Genomic DNA, 13,996 nt, shown 5'->3' with positions numbered 1-13,996 from the left:
GGAGTGCACGGGACAGTGAAACGTATTCTGGCAGGCATGCTGGTCCTGGTGGCCGGCTTTGCGAGCATCGCGGCGACTCAGAACTGGCTGACGACGGTCGAACGCACGCCGGTGTCGCACTTCATCGGCAATCCCGATGCGCCCGTCACGCTGACCGAATATAACAGCTACACCTGCCCCCACTGTCGCGCCTTCGCGATGGAAGGGGACGAGATCCTCAAGCTGGGTTACGTGCGCGAGGGTAAGCTGCGGATCGAATACCGCCATGTCGCGGCGAATGTGGTGGACCTGACCGCCGCGATGATGGCGCGCTGCGGTGCGCCTGCGAAATTCCCCGGCAACCACGCCGCGCTGATGGCCGCACAGCCGCAGTTCAACGCGCTGCTCAAGCTCGCCACCAAGTCGCAGACCGACCGCTGGCTGCATGGCGACCCCGCCGCGCGCCGCCGCGCGGTTGCCAGCGACCTTGGCCTCTATGCGATTTTCGAACGTCGTGGCTATTCTCAGGTCGAGCTCAACCAGTGCCTCGCCGATCAGGATCTGGCCGAGCGGATCGAAGCCGCCGCCAAGGCCGATCACGAGGATAAGGGCGTGCGCTATACGCCCAGCTTCGCCGTCAACGGCACGCTGCTGGAAGACGTGCACGACTGGCAGGCGCTCCAGGCCGCGCTGGGCGGCACCCTGCCCGTGGCATCCGGCACCGACTAGTGCCGGTGGAGAACCCGTCGCACCCTACTTCCGAATCGCAGGCCCCAGCGCCTATCCTTGCCAATCGGATCGAAAAGGACCGTCCATGATCGCCCCGAAGACTACCCGTATGAACGCCCGCCCGAGTGCCAGGCCCTTCGCCCTGACCGCCATTGCCCTGCCGATCGCGCTCGCGCTCTCCGCATGCGGATCGAGCGATGAGGGCGATGCGGCCCTCGCCAGCGAGCCGGTGGCCGCCGTGCCCGCGCCCGAAGGCCAGGCATGGTCCGAAGTGGCCGAGATGACCGACCGCAACGGCTTCCTCGTCGGCAACCCCGATGCGCCGATCAAGCTGATCGAATACGGATCGCTGACCTGCCCGGGCTGCGCGCAGTTCTCCCAAACGGCGAGCGAGCCGCTGATGAACGACTATGTCGATACCGGCCGGGTCAGCTTCGAATTCCGCAGCTTCGCGATCCACGGCCCGATCGATCTCGCGCTTACCCGCCTGATCGAATGCGGCTCTACCGAACAGGCCGTGCCGCTCGCCGATCAGGTCTGGGCGAACGTGCAGACCATCGTGCCGCGGGCGCAGGAACGCCAGGCGCAGCTCGAACAGGCGCTTGCGCTGCCGGAAGACGAACGCTTCGTCGCCTTCGCCGAAACCGCCGGCCTGCTCGATTTCTTCGCCTCGCGCGGGGTCAGCCGCGACCAGGCCCGCACCTGCCTCGCCGATGCGGAACGCATCACCGAGCTGGCCGAGGCGTCCGAATCCTACGGCACACAGGACGATATCCGCGGCACGCCGACCTTCGTGCTCAACGGCCAGCAGCTCGACGGCAGCAGCTGGCAGCAGGTCGAAGCGGCCCTCCAGCGCGCAGGTGCGCGCGACGAGTAATGGCCAGCTAAGGCGCCTCGATGGAATTACGGCGACTTCGCCTTTCCGGCTTCAAGAGCTTCGTCGAGCCTGCCGAACTGCGCATCGAACCGGGGCTGACCGGCGTGGTCGGCCCCAACGGATGCGGCAAATCCAACCTGCTTGAAGCGATCCGCTGGGTGATGGGGGAAACCTCCGCCAAGTCGATGCGGTCGGGCGGGATGGAAGACGTGATCTTCGCCGGGACCGAACAGCGCCCGCCGCGCCAGTTCGCCGAAGTCGTGCTGACCGGCGCGGACGACAGCGGCGACGAGCTGGAGGTGGTGCGCCGGATCGAACGCGGTGCGGGCAGCGCCTACCGCGTCAACGGCAACGACGTGCGCGCGAAAGATGTCGCGCTCGCCTTCGCCGATGCGGCAACGGGCGCGCATTCGCCCGCGCTCGTCAGCCAGGGCAAGATCGCGCACATGATCGCGGCCAAGCCCGCAGAGCGCCGCCAGATGCTGGAGGAAGCGGCGGGAATCGCAGGGCTGCATGTCCGCCGCAAGGATGCCGAGAGCAAGCTGCGCTCGACCGAGAAGAATCTCGAACGTCTCGAAGACCTGCTCGCCGGGCTCGACAGCCAGATCGCCAGCCTCAGGCGGCAGGCCAAGCAGGCCGAACGCTATGCCAAGCTGACCGACGAGATCGGCGTCGCCGAAGCGCGGCTGGTCTTCGCCCGCTGGCGCGACGCCGCCGCGAGTGCGGAGGCGGCCCGCAAAGCCGCGGCGCAGGCGACGAGCGCGGTCGACGAGGCCAAGACCCGCGCGGGCGAGGCCGAGACCGCCCAGCGCGAGGCGGCCGAGACGCTGGCCGATGCGCGCGACGCGCTGGTCGCCGCGCGGACGGATGCGGGCGCGCAGGAACAGCGGCTCGCCAGCCTCGAAAAGGAACGCGACTCCGCCCTCGCCCGCCTCGCCGATCTCGACCGACAGGCGCAAAGGCTGGAGGAAGACCGCGAAGATTACGGGCGGACCGGGCGCGATGCGGCCGATGCGCTCAAGCGGCTCGAAAGCGAACTGGCGGCAAGCGAGACATCGCGCGCGCAAGCCGAGGCCGCGCTGCCGCAGGTGATCGCCGACGCCGAGCGGGCCGAACAGGCGGAGCGTGCGGCGGAGCTGGACCTCGCGCGCGCCAACGCCGATTACGCCGCGCTCGATGCCGAATGGCGCGTCGCACGGGCCGCGCTCGAACAGGCGGAACGGCGCGTCGCCACGCTCACGCGGGAGGCCGAGCGTCTCTCGGAGACGGCGCGCGCGCAAGCGGAGGAGGACGATCCCGCGAATGCGCTCGAAGCGGCGCAGACGTCAGCGAAGGACGCCACGGGCAGGCGCGAGGCGCTGGCGGCCCGGATCGACAGCCAGCGCGACACGCGCGAGACGGCGCGCTCCACGCTCGAACAGGCGCAGGCGGCCCTGGCCGAGGCACGCGCCGAACTCGCTGGGATAGAGCGCGAGCACGCCGCGCTCGAACGGGACCGCGTGGGCCGCGACAAGGCGCGCGCGGCCAAGCAGGGCAAACCCGTCCCGCTCGACCGGGTCCGCGCCGCGCCGGGCTACGAAGCCGCGCTCGCCGCCGTGCTCGGGCGCGACGGGCGCAGTCCGCTTGGGCCCATGCCCGAGGGCGAAGAAGGCCGCTTCTGGACCGGGGCTCCGCAGCCCGATCCCCTCCCCGACGCGCTGCTGGGCCACGTGGCCGATTGCCCGGAGCAACTGCGCGCGCGCCTCGCCCGTGTGGTGGTGGCCGACGACGATGACGGCCGCGCGCTCGATCCCGGCACCTGGCTGGTCACGCTGGACGGCGCGCTGCGGCGGTGGGACGGCCTGATGGTACGCGGCGAAGGCGGTGCGGAAGCCGCGCGGCTCGAAGCGGCCAACCGGCTCGCGGCGCTGGCGGAGAAGCTGCCCCCGCTGAAGGCCGCGGTGGAGCACGCCGAGACGCACTCCGCCCGCGCACGCGCCGATCTCGACGCCGCGCAGGCCGCATTCTCCCGCGCCGAAGGGGAGCGCGAAGCTGCCGCGCAGGACGAGCGCGAGGCGCTGCGTGCGCTCGACCGCGCCGAGGCCGCACTCGCCAGCCATGCCGACAAGGCGCGCCAGCTGGAACAGGCGCGCGAAGAGCTGGCGGACCAGCGCGCGACTGCCGACCGCGAGCTGGAGGCGGCGCAGGCCGCAATCGCCGAGTTGACCGATCCCGAAGCGCTCGCCGCCCGCCGCGATGCCGCGCGCGAGCGCCACGAGACCGCGCGCGGCCAGCTTTCCGCCGCGACCGCCGCACGCGCCGCGCAGGAACAGGCGCTGGCGGTCGCGAAGGAACGCGTCAGCGCGCACCGGGCCGATCGCCAGCACTGGGACCGCCGCGCCGACGAAGCCGCCCGCCGACTGGCAGAGATGGACAGCCGCGTGGCGGAGATCGATACCGCGCGCGCGGCGATTGGCGACCAGCCCGAAAGGCTCGGCGCCGAGATCGAGGCCGCCCGCGCAAGCCATGCAGAAACCGCCGCGCGTCTCGCCAGCCTGCAGGACACGCTCGACACCGCGCAGGCCACGGCGGACGAAGCCGACCGGGCGCAGCGCGCCGCCAACGAAGCGCTGGCCGAAGCGCGCGAACGGCGCGCCCAGCTCGCCAACCAGGCCGAGAACGAGGATGCCCGCCGCGCGGAAATGGCGCGCCTCTCGGGCGAGCGGTTCCACAAGCCCCCGCCACTGCTGCCCGCCGCATTCGAATTCGACGAGAGCGATGTCGCCGATCGCGAGGCGGAAGCCGAAGCGCTCGACCGGCTGACCCAGTCGCGCGAGCGGATCGGCCCGGTCAATCTCGTCGCCGCCGACGAACTGGCGAAGATCGAGGAAGAGCACGGCTCGACCGCAGCCGAGCGTGAGGAGCTGACCGAAGCGGTGCACCGCCTGCGCGGCTCGATCGGGCAGCTCAACCGCGAGGGGCGCGAACGTCTCAAGGCGGCATTCGAACAGGTCGACGAGCATTTCCAGAAGCTGTTCGCGCGGCTGTTCCAGGGCGGGCAGGCCCATCTCGCGCTGATCGACAGCGACGATGTGCTCGAAGCCGGGCTGGAGATCTACGCCCAGCCGCCGGGCAAGCGGCTGCAATCCCTCACCCTGCTGTCGGGCGGCGAACAGGCGCTGACCGCGATCGCGCTCACCTTCGCGCTGTTCCTGACCAATCCCGCGCCGATCTGCGTCCTCGACGAGGTCGACGCCCCGCTCGACGATGCGAACATCGATCGCTTCTGCGACCTGCTCGAGGCGATGACGCAGGAGACCACCACCCGCTACCTGATCGTCACCCACAACGCAGTGACGATGAGCCGGATGCACCGCCTGTTCGGCGTGACCATGATCGAGCAGGGCGTCAGCCGCCTCGTCAGCGTGGACCTGCAAGCCGCCGAACTGCTGGCGGCGGAGTAGCGCGCAGCCGGGATCAGCCAGCCGCTGCCGAATGGCCGGTACCAAAGCCCACCAGCTCCGCCGCCAGAACCGGCGCGAGCGTGGCCAGGAGGCAGGCTGCCATCGTCAGATTGAAGGCTTTCAGCCGGGTCGGACTGGACAGCCACCGCGCGGCCTGCGTGCCGAGCGCGGTCCACGCGAAAACGCAGGGGAAATTGATCACACCGAACACGGCAGCGACCACGATCAGCGCGAGCATCGAGTCGCCGGGGGCGTAAAGCGTGATCGCACTCAGGGCCATCATCCACGCCTTGGGATTGACCCACTGGAACAGCGCGGCCTGCAGGAATGTGAAGGGCCGTCCCCGCGCTCCACCCGTTCCGGGCGGCGCGGCATGGGCGATCTTCCATGCCAGCCACAGCAGGTAGAGCGCGCTGACCACCGTCAGCAGAAGGCGGATGATAGGAAATGCGTCGAACAGGCGCGCCAGCCCCAGCCCGACCAGCAAGAGCATCACGACGAATCCGCAGGCAATACCGAGGATGTGCGGCACGGTGCGGCGCAGACCGAAATTGGCGCCGGACGCCATCACCATCACATTGTTCGGTCCCGGCGTGATCGACGAGACGAGGGCAAAGCCTGCGAGGGCTGCTAGCAGTTCGAATGTCATGCGCGCGATGATATTCGAACTCGCGGCGAATGAAGTTGCGATTATCGACCCTCTCCGGCTAAATGCACAATCTATGGCCAATCTGGATGCTATTTCGCGAAAGATATTGCACGAGCTTTCGCAGGACGGGCGAATCAGCAATCTGGAGCTGGCGCAGCGCGTCGGCCTCTCTCCCTCCGCATGCCTGCGTCGGGTGCAGGAGCTGGAACGCAGCGGCATCATCGACGGCTACCGGGCGGTCCTGAACCGTGCCGCACTCGGCATCGGGTTCGTCGCCTATGTCGCAGTGGGGCTGAACAAGCACACCAAGGCCGCGCAAGAGGCGTTCGAAGCGAAGATGGCGGAGGCGCCCGAAGTGACCGAGTGTCACAACGTAACCGGCTCGGTCGAATATCTGCTGCGTGTCGAAGCGGTCGACCTGAGCGATTACAAGCGCTTCCATACGCAGATTCTGGGTACGGTCGAGCAGGTGCAGTCGATCACGTCCTATGTGGTCATGGGGTCGCCGAAAGACGAACGCGCCTGATGGGAGAACGCTAGTCCCCGATCGCCTCGGCGAGGCTGTCGCGGATCGCCCGCAATTTCTCGACCAGGGCCCTGTCGGCAGCGCGGAGCAGCGGCGGATCGGCGCGGTGCGCGGCGAGCTCCTCTTCGTCGGGCAGGTCGCGCGCGGTGAGGTAGCGGCGCATGCCTTCGCGCGGCGCTTCGGGCTGTTCGTCGTCTTCGTTTGCAGGGTTCATGCCTGCCCGCCCCTTCTCGATCGCCGCGCGCGCGCCCTTCAGGGTGTAGCCTTCTGCGTTCACCAGCCGGTCGATGGTTTCCACCAGCGCGACATCCTCGGCGCGATAGTACCGCCGCCCCCCGCTGCGCTTCAGGGGATTGAGCATCGGGAACTGTTCTTCCCAATAGCGCAGGATGTGAGGTTTGAGGCCGAGCGCCCGGCCAAGCTCGCCGATGGTGCGGAGCGCATCGGCCTCCTTCCCATCGTCGAAGCTCGAACGGGTCATGGCAGCAGGATCATATCAGCTTGCGCTGGCGATCCGGTCGCGCAGGGTCTGGCTGGCGCGGAAGGTCATCACGCGGCGCGGCGTGATCGGCACCTCGACCCCGGTCTTGGGGTTGCGGCCGATGCGCTCTTTCTTGTCGCGCAGGACGAAGCTGCCGAAGCCGGAAATCTTCACGTTCTCGCCGTCTTTCAGCGCATCGCACATGTGTGCGAGCAGCGATTCGACGAGCGCGAGCGACTCGACGCGGCTGAATCCGAGTTTGCGGTTGATCGTTTCGGCCAGATCGGCCCTGGTCAGCGTACCTGCTGAGCGCGACATCGTTTCGAATCCCCTGATTGTTGTTCTGGTTCTCGGCTTACGATCCGGTGTAAGAGCCTCGCAGCGCTAGCGATTGTTGCGTAGGATCGCAATCTCACTGACCGTTTTTTGCTCAGCGTCCCGGGATGCTACATCCGCACGAGGCTCGCCCCCCAGGTGAAGCCCCCACCCATCGCTTCGAACAGGACGAGGTCGCCGGGCTTGATCCGCTTGTCCGCCCACGCGGCGGCGAAGGCGAGCGGGACCGACGCGGCCGAGGTGTTGGCGTGGCGGTCCACCGTGACGACCACCTTTTCCGGTGGCAAGCCCAGCTTCTTCGCGGTCGCTTCGAGGATGCGGATATTGGCCTGGTGCGGCACGACCCAGTCGATCCGGTCGACCGGGATGCCCGCCTTGGCCACCACGTCGGACAGCACCTGCGCCAGATTGCCCACCGCGTGGCGGAAAACCTCGCGCCCTTTCATCCGCAGGTGGCCGACGGTCTGCGTGGTCGAAGGGCCGCCATCGACATAGAGCAGGTCGTGCTGGCGCCCGTCTGCGTGGAGCTGCGAGGTGAGGATGCCGGGGCCGTCTTCCGCGACGTCCTGCGCTTCGAGCACGATCGCGCCTGCCCCATCGCCGAACAGCACGGCGGTGGTGCGGTCTTCCCAGTCGAGGATCCGGCTGAAGGTTTCCGCGCCGATCACCAGCGCGCGCTTCGCCTGCCCGCTCACCAGCATCGCGTCGGCGGTGCTCATCGCATAGAGGAAGCCGGAGCACACGGCGGCCACGTCGAACGCGGGGCACGGGTGGCAGCCGAGCGCGGCCTGCACCTTGGTGGCGGTGGCCGGGAAGGTGTTGTCGGGCGTCGCGGTGGCGAGCACGATCAGGTCGATATCGCCGGCATCGATGCCCGCATCGGCGAGTGCGGCGCGGGCGGCATCGGTCGCCAGCGTGCTGGTCGTCTCGCCCTCGCCAGCGATGTAGCGTTGGCGAATGCCGGTGCGCTCCACGATCCATTCGTCGCTCGTCTCGAGCCGTGCGGCCAGTTCGTCATTGGTTACGACACGTGCCGGCAGGGCTGCCCCTGCCCCCCGGATTACCGAACGAATCACTTGCTGGCGCTCTCGATCTTGTTGGAAGGCGGGCCCTTGGCGGAACCATTGCCGCTGGCCTTGAGGTCGTCGCCCAGTTCGCGCAGGTCTTCGCCGATCCGCGCGGTCAGGTCCTCCTCGAGCAGTCGTGCGGCGACCGTGACCGCGTTGGCCACGCCCTTGGCATTGGCGCTTCCGTGGCTTTTCACGACCACGCCGTTGAGGCCGAGGAAGACCGCCCCGTTGTGGTTGTTGGGGTCCAGATGGTGGCGCAACAGCTCGGTCGCCGGACGCGAGACGAGGAAGCCGACCTTGGAGCGGAAGGAGGAGCGGAAGGCGGTCTTGAGCAGGTCGGTCACGAAGCGGGCCGAGCCTTCGATCGCCTTGAGCGCGATATTGCCCGAGAACCCGTCGGTCACCACCACGTCGACATCGCCGCGATTGATCTTGTCGGCTTCGACGAAGCCATCGAAATCGAGCGCGAGGGTGCTGGCTCCGCGCAGGTGCTGTGCGGCTTCCTGCACCTCGTCGGTGCCCTTGATGTCTTCGGTGCCGATATTGAGCAGGCGCACGCGCGGGCGTTCGCGCCCGGTCACGATTCGCGAATAGGCGGCGCCCATGATCGCGAACTGGACGAGGTTGCGCGCATCGCACTCGGTATTGGCACCGAGGTCGAGCATGATGACGTCCTGCTCTTCGAGCGTGGGCAGCAGCGCGGCGAGCGCGGGCCGGTCGATCCCCGGCAGAGTGCGCAGCGCGACCTTGCTGATCGCCATCAGCGCGCCGGTATTGCCCGCGCTGACCGCAGCGCCGGCCTCGCCGCGCTTCACCGCGGCGACGGCTTCACCCATCGAGGTGCCCTTGGCGCGGCGCAGCGCCTGCGAAGGCTTGTCCTCGCCTTCGATCACCGAGTCGCAGTGGCGGATCTCGGCTGCACCGGCGAGGCCAGGGTGCTTTTCCAGCGCGCGTTCGATGCGCGCCGAATCACCCATCAGGAGGAAATTGAACTTCTCGTGCTGGCGACGGGCGAGGGCTGCACCCTCGACCATCACGCGCACGCCCTCATCGCCGCCCATCGCGTCGATAGCGATACGCGGCAGGCTCATGTCACTCTCCGACAGGAATCAAACGGCGCGATCAGAGACCGACGGCGACGACTTCGCGACCGTTATAGAACCCGCAATGCGAGCACAGGTTGTGCGGACGCTTCAGTTCGCCGCAATTGTCGCATTCGTGGAAGGCTTCGACCTTCAGCGAATCATGCGAACGCCGATTGCCACGGCGATGCGGCGATACTTTTCTTTTTGGGACAGCCATGGCGGCACCTAATCCTGCGTTTTTTCAATTACTCGTGAGCCGCCTTATGCGAGGGGCAGGGCCAGCACAACGGCTATGTCGTGCGGCACATACGCTCCGTCAATGGCGGAAGAGGCGCGCCTAATAACGATTCTGGCGAATGATGCAAGCGATGCTTCACCACCAAGGCGCCCGCTTGGCCGCCCCGCCGGATGCGTCCATACCATGCGCAGGCACGGTGATGGAGGGAAAAGTCGCCATGGAATTCGCACTCCCGGTCTCGCTCACCAGCGCGGCCATGTTCGGCCTGCTGGCCCTGTGGCTCGCCGTGCGCTGCGGACGGGCGCGGCTGAAGGCTGGAGCAACCCATGGCGACGGGGGCGATGCGCTGCTCGCCCGGCGGATGCGGGCGCAGCTGAATTTCGTCGAGACCGCGCCCTTCGTGCTGGTGCTGATCATCGTTCTCGAACTGGCCGGGCGCGGCGGCATATGGCTGCACGGCGTTTCGATCCTATTCGTGTTCGGGCGCGTGCTGCACGGGATCGGGATGGATGCCGACAGCGCCGGGCTGGCGCGGCAGATCGGAGTCGGCGTGACGATGCTGACGCTGCTCTGCCTGAGCCTCGCTGCCACCCTTGCCGGGCTGCGTTTTATCTGACCTCCAGGATTGCCGACCGCGACTACGCCAGCGCGGCATCGCCGACGAAGGGGTTGGTCCGGCGTTCCTGACCAAAGGTGCTGGTCGGCCCGTGGCCGGGAATGAAGGTCACGTCGTCGCCCAGCGGCCACAGCTTCTGGGTGATCGCATCGATCAGGCTCTGGTGGTCGCTCATCGGGAAATCGGTGCGCCCGATGCTGCCCTGGAACAGCACATCGCCGACGATCGCGAACTTGCGGTCGCGGTTGAAGAAGATCACGTGGCCCGGCGTGTGCCCCGGGCAGTGGATCACTTCGAGCGTGAGATTGCCGACGGTGACGGTGTCGCCATCCTCCAGCCAGCGGTCGGGCTCGAAACTGGCGGCCTCCATCTGGAAGCGCGCGCCATCTTCATCCAGCCGCGCGATCCAGAACCGGTCCGCCTCGTGCGGGCCTTCGATGGGCAGCCCCAGCTCCTTCGCGAGCATCCCCGCCTGCCCGCAATGATCGAGATGGCCATGGGTGATAAGGATTTTCTCCAGCTCCACCCCGGCCTTGGCGACCCCTGCCTTCAACTTGTCGAGGTCGCCGCCCGGGTCGATCAGCGCAGCCTTGTTCGTCTCGGTGCACCAGATCAGCGAGCAGTTCTGCTGCAACGGCGTCACCGGCAGGATCGCGGCTTTCATGGGGGATGTCGTCTCTGTCATGGGGCCTGAGATGGAACACCGATTGATCGGTGGCAAGGGGATCGGTAGCCTTGGCGAAGGCATCCAGGAGAGACAGCCCGCCATGAAATCGCAACTCGTTCTGATCGGAGCCTTTGCCACGCTCGCGCTGACGGCGTGCCAGTCTCCCGCCCCAGGCAGCCGGGCAGCCGACGCCACCACGCTGCCGACCCGCGCGCAGTTCGCCGAGGCCGATGCGGACGGTGTGCCGATGCTGGTGGGCGCGGTGTGCGGCAGTTGCCACGCGGTGACGCCGGGCACGCTCTCGCCCTTGCCGCAGGCCCCGACCTTCCCCGCCATCGCCAACCGCGAAGGGCTGACCCGCGAAACGCTGACCGCGTATCTGCGCGACGCGCATAACTACCCGGACATCATGGATGTCGGCCTGACCGAAGAGGATGTTGCGCTGGTTACGGATTACATGCTGACACTGAAAGACCCGGACTACCGCGCAACACCGTCCTGAGAGGGGCTCACAACCGCCCGCTTTTCCACACCACGCGGCCGAGCACCTCGACCTCGTCGAGCGCGACTTCGATCGGGGGATAGGCCAGGTTCTGGCTAAGCAGCACGATCCGCCCCGCCCCCGCGCTAGCCAGCCGCTTGACCATCAGCGTGTCGTCCATCCGCACGACATGCACCCCGTCCCGCTCGAACCGCGACCCGCGATCGACCAGGATTTCGTCCCCATGGCGCAGCAGCGGCTCCATCGAGTCGCCCTCCACCTTGAGCGCGGAGAGCATCTTGGGGTCGAAGCCGTTTTCGCGCAGCCAGCGGCCCGAAAAGCCGAAATTGTCGAACGGGGCCTCGCCACCCGCAAACTGGCCCGGCCCGGCCGCCGCTGCCAGCGAGAGGCGCGGGATGGCATGGAAATCCTCGTCCGCCGAGGCTTCCCGGCGCGTCGGCGCGTAGTATTTTTCCTCCGCCCCGCCGAGTTCGCTTTCGTCGACACCGAAGAATTCGGCGAGCGTGCGGCGGTCGCGCTCCTCCAGCCGACGCGGGCTGCCCTTGCGGATGAACTGCTGCAGATAGCTGGAATTGCGCCCGATCAGCGCCGAAAGCCCGGCGAGGCTCGACCCGCGGGACTGCGCCAGTTCGAGAAGCCGCGCGCGCGCATCGTCGGCGCGCATGCCCGCCCGCTCGTCCCCGCGTTCGCTCGAAGCCGGTGTAGGATCATCTGCCATAAGCAATTTCCTATATGAAAGATTGTTCCTAGACAAGTAGGATTTCGCGGGCGACCAATCCTTCACCGCGGCGGCAGATTCAGCAAGTGTGAGGGAAAAATATGTTGATTCGAAGGATTGAGAAGTTCCTGCGCGAGACGGACATGCCCGCGACCCGCTTCGGTCGCCTCGCCGCCCAGGATCCGCGCTTCGTGCTCGACCTGCGTAATGGTCGCATGCCGCGCTCGGGCACCGAGGCCCGCGTCGACGGCTTCATGAGCGAATGGCGCGCACGGCTGCAGGGCGACCGGCAGGAGACGCACGATGCGCGTTGACCCGATCGATGCGCCCGCCGCCCGCCCAGCCCGCCGGGGCTTCACCGGCAGGCTGGAAGCCGCGCTGATCGCGCTGGCCCATGGCGAGGGAGACGTGATCGACCATCGCGAACGCAACTGGGCCAGCGTCACCTTTGCCGGCACGCGGCACAGCGTGCGGATCGCATTCGAGGGCACAGCGGCGATCGATGGCGGGGAAGCGCTGATCGCCGCGCTGCCCGATCACGAATTCACGTTCCCCCGCCGGCTCGTCGCGGATGCGACGGTGAGCGCGGTCGACCATGCCTTGGCGCCCGCGCCCCGCATGGTCGTCACCTGCGAATTGCTCGTGCTGGAGGACGGCTGACCGGCCGGACGTCTTTTGCTCCTGGACACTGTGTCAGGTGTGTCAGGGCGGCGCGCGGGGACCTAGTAGCCGAGCGCGAGGTCCAATTGCGGCGCGACCGCCTCGCCCGCGTGCCAGCGGGCAAGGTTCTCGACAAAGCGGTCGGCGCTGCGCTGGAACATCTTGCTCTGTGCGCGGCCCGACAGGTGCATGGTGACCTGCGCGTTGGCGAGGCTCCACAGCGGATGATCCTCGGGCAGAGGTTCGGGGTCTGTCACGTCGAGCAGCGCGGCTTCGATGGCTCTGGCCTGGAGCGCTTCGACCAGCGCTGCCTGGTCGATCACGTCGCCGCGCGAGACGTTCACGAGCACGGCGGTGCTCTTCATCGCCGCGAGTTCGTCGGCGCCGATCATGTGATGCGTTTCGGGTGTCGAGGGCACTGCGAACACGATCCAATCGAAGTCGCCCAGCTTGCCGCGCCACTCGTCGGGTGTGAGCGCGCCGTCCGCGCCCGAACGCCGCACCGGCACGACCTCCATATCGAAGGCCTCGAGCCGCGTCTTCACTAGCTTGCCGATCGCGCCGAGGCCCTGCAGCAGCACCCGCTCGCCCGCCAGTTCGCGCTTGCCCGGGCTGTCCAGCAGCCATTCGTGCCGGTCCTGCGCGCGCACCACGTCGCGGTAGCCCTTGGCGTGGGTCAGCATCAGCATCACGACATATTCGGCAATCGTGATCGCGTTGATTCCCGCGCCATTGGTAACGATGGTCCCGCGCTTCTCCAGCAGGTCGAGCGGCAGGAAATCGAGCCCGGCGTAGATCGAATTGAGCCACTTGAGGTTCTCGGCTGCGGACACGACCTCGCACATCGGCGAAGGTTCGTTGAAGTCGAACCAGCCAATCTCCGCGCGCGGCGCCAGCTCGAGCGCTTCCTCCTTGCTGGAGAACCACAGCGGCTCGACCCAGTCGGGCAGGCGCGGCTCCACCAGCGGGCGGATCAGCGCGGAAAGAACGGCGGTGGTCATTCACTCCCCTCCCGCTTGCGGGAGGGGCCGGGGGTGGGCTCTTCTTGGAGCGCGGTGCGGATGGTTTCGATCACGCCGTCCGTGTTGCCGAGTACATCGGCATTTGAAAAGTGCAGAACGCGATATCCTTCGCTACGAAAATACGCATCGCGGGACTCGTCACGCTCAGGCTGCACATCGTGCGAATGGCCGTCCACCTCGACGATCAGCTTGCGAGAGCGGCACAGGAAATCGGCGAAGAACGGTCCGACCGGCATCTGGCGGCTGAACCTCACACCGAGCTGGGACTTGGCCAAGTGCTTCCACAACTCCCGCTCCGCAGGTGTGGCGGCATTGCGCAATTCGCGGGCGCGCTTGGTGTCGCGTTCGGTCCAGTTCGGCACGGGCGTACTTGTGCCCACCCCTAACCCCTCCCGCAA

General features: G+C 67.6%; 18 protein-coding genes. 8 read left to right on the top strand and 10 right to left on the bottom strand.

What is annotated here, in order from left to right; genetic code table 11:
• Window positions 1-15: 15 nt before the first annotated feature.
• From ACYQ0L_RS13650 to ACYQ0L_RS13640, 3 genes are all read left to right on the top strand, one after another.
• Window positions 16-708 carry a thioredoxin domain-containing protein gene (locus tag ACYQ0L_RS13650; protein ID WP_459789869.1) on the top strand — a complete coding sequence of 231 codons (693 nt, stop codon included), beginning with the start codon at window positions 16-18 and terminating at the stop codon, window positions 706-708.
• Window positions 709-793: 85 nt separating this feature from the next.
• Window positions 794-1,585, top strand: a complete 792-nt coding sequence (locus tag ACYQ0L_RS13645; protein WP_459789867.1) for a thioredoxin domain-containing protein — start codon at window positions 794-796, stop codon at window positions 1,583-1,585.
• 20 nt (window positions 1,586-1,605) lie between these two features.
• On the top strand, window positions 1,606-5,028 hold the full coding sequence (locus ACYQ0L_RS13640; RefSeq protein WP_459789866.1) for an AAA family ATPase: 3,423 nt from the start codon (window positions 1,606-1,608) through the stop codon (window positions 5,026-5,028).
• Between the two features lie 13 nt (window positions 5,029-5,041).
• On the opposite strand, the gene ACYQ0L_RS13635 is transcribed toward ACYQ0L_RS13640, so the two are convergent.
• Window positions 5,042-5,677, bottom strand: a complete 636-nt coding sequence (locus tag ACYQ0L_RS13635) for a LysE family translocator (RefSeq protein ID WP_459789865.1) — start codon at window positions 5,675-5,677, stop codon at window positions 5,042-5,044.
• 73 nt (window positions 5,678-5,750) lie between these two features.
• On the opposite strand from ACYQ0L_RS13635, the gene ACYQ0L_RS13630 reads away from it, so the two are divergent.
• Window positions 5,751-6,203, top strand: coding sequence for an Lrp/AsnC family transcriptional regulator (locus ACYQ0L_RS13630; RefSeq protein WP_459789863.1), 453 nt, complete (start codon window positions 5,751-5,753; stop codon window positions 6,201-6,203).
• A 10-nt stretch (window positions 6,204-6,213) separates the two neighbouring features.
• Here the strand turns inward: ACYQ0L_RS13630 and ACYQ0L_RS13625 are convergent, their stop codons facing one another.
• The 5 genes from ACYQ0L_RS13625 to rpmF form a co-directional block, all read right to left on the bottom strand.
• The gene (locus ACYQ0L_RS13625) at window positions 6,214-6,684 is read right to left on the bottom strand and encodes a MerR family transcriptional regulator (RefSeq protein WP_459789861.1); all 471 of its coding nucleotides are present in this window, start codon (window positions 6,682-6,684) and stop codon (window positions 6,214-6,216) included.
• A 15-nt stretch (window positions 6,685-6,699) separates the two neighbouring features.
• Window positions 6,700-7,002, bottom strand: coding sequence for an integration host factor subunit alpha (locus ACYQ0L_RS13620; protein ID WP_459789859.1), 303 nt, complete (start codon window positions 7,000-7,002; stop codon window positions 6,700-6,702).
• Between the two features lie 128 nt (window positions 7,003-7,130).
• On the bottom strand, window positions 7,131-8,096 hold the full coding sequence (locus tag ACYQ0L_RS13615; RefSeq protein ID WP_459789857.1) for a beta-ketoacyl-ACP synthase III: 966 nt from the start codon (window positions 8,094-8,096) through the stop codon (window positions 7,131-7,133).
• Complete coding sequence (plsX, locus tag ACYQ0L_RS13610) at window positions 8,093-9,181, bottom strand: phosphate acyltransferase PlsX (protein ID WP_459789855.1); 1,089 nt, start codon at window positions 9,179-9,181, stop codon at window positions 8,093-8,095. The genes ACYQ0L_RS13615 and plsX overlap by 4 nt, the downstream gene beginning before the upstream one ends.
• Before the next feature lie 31 nt (window positions 9,182-9,212).
• The gene (gene rpmF / locus ACYQ0L_RS13605; RefSeq protein WP_342509036.1) at window positions 9,213-9,392 is read right to left on the bottom strand and encodes a 50S ribosomal protein L32; all 180 of its coding nucleotides are present in this window, start codon (window positions 9,390-9,392) and stop codon (window positions 9,213-9,215) included.
• Window positions 9,393-9,630: 238 nt separating this feature from the next.
• Here rpmF and ACYQ0L_RS13600 point away from each other — a divergent pair, with 238 nt between their 5' ends.
• Complete coding sequence (locus tag ACYQ0L_RS13600) at window positions 9,631-10,029, top strand: MAPEG family protein (protein WP_459789854.1); 399 nt, start codon at window positions 9,631-9,633, stop codon at window positions 10,027-10,029.
• Window positions 10,030-10,051: 22 nt separating this feature from the next.
• Here ACYQ0L_RS13600 and ACYQ0L_RS13595 read toward each other — a convergent pair whose 3' ends face one another.
• Entirely contained in the window at window positions 10,052-10,693 is a 642-nt protein-coding gene (locus ACYQ0L_RS13595) for an MBL fold metallo-hydrolase (protein ID WP_459789853.1), read from the bottom strand.
• A gap of 103 nt (window positions 10,694-10,796) precedes the next feature.
• Between ACYQ0L_RS13595 and ACYQ0L_RS13590 the strand changes: the two genes are divergently transcribed.
• Window positions 10,797-11,198 (top strand): hypothetical protein, encoded by a 402-nt coding sequence (locus ACYQ0L_RS13590; RefSeq protein ID WP_459789851.1) that lies wholly within the window; start codon window positions 10,797-10,799, stop codon window positions 11,196-11,198.
• Window positions 11,199-11,205: 7 nt separating this feature from the next.
• Here ACYQ0L_RS13590 and ACYQ0L_RS13585 read toward each other — a convergent pair whose 3' ends face one another.
• On the bottom strand, window positions 11,206-11,916 hold the full coding sequence (locus ACYQ0L_RS13585; protein ID WP_459789850.1) for a S24 family peptidase: 711 nt from the start codon (window positions 11,914-11,916) through the stop codon (window positions 11,206-11,208).
• A gap of 101 nt (window positions 11,917-12,017) precedes the next feature.
• Between ACYQ0L_RS13585 and ACYQ0L_RS13580 the strand changes: the two genes are divergently transcribed.
• Both ACYQ0L_RS13580 and ACYQ0L_RS13575 read left to right on the top strand, forming a co-directional pair.
• The gene (locus ACYQ0L_RS13580; protein WP_459789849.1) at window positions 12,018-12,230 is read left to right on the top strand and encodes a hypothetical protein; all 213 of its coding nucleotides are present in this window, start codon (window positions 12,018-12,020) and stop codon (window positions 12,228-12,230) included.
• Entirely contained in the window at window positions 12,220-12,576 is a 357-nt protein-coding gene (locus tag ACYQ0L_RS13575) for a hypothetical protein (RefSeq protein WP_459789847.1), read from the top strand. The genes ACYQ0L_RS13580 and ACYQ0L_RS13575 overlap by 11 nt, the downstream gene beginning before the upstream one ends.
• Before the next feature lie 62 nt (window positions 12,577-12,638).
• Here ACYQ0L_RS13575 and ACYQ0L_RS13570 read toward each other — a convergent pair whose 3' ends face one another.
• A complete protein-coding gene (locus ACYQ0L_RS13570; RefSeq protein ID WP_459789846.1) occupies window positions 12,639-13,577 on the bottom strand; it encodes a D-2-hydroxyacid dehydrogenase in 939 nt (312 codons plus the stop codon).
• The gene (locus ACYQ0L_RS13565; protein WP_459789844.1) at window positions 13,574-13,978 is read right to left on the bottom strand and encodes an endonuclease domain-containing protein; all 405 of its coding nucleotides are present in this window, start codon (window positions 13,976-13,978) and stop codon (window positions 13,574-13,576) included. Before ACYQ0L_RS13565 ends, ACYQ0L_RS13570 begins: the two co-directional genes overlap by 4 nt.
• Window positions 13,979-13,996: the final 18 nt, after the last annotated feature.

The organism is Alteriqipengyuania triglochinis (genome assembly GCF_054655655.1).
Note: the sequence above shows the minus strand (reverse complement) of the source record. Positions and strands in the feature narration are given on the sequence as shown.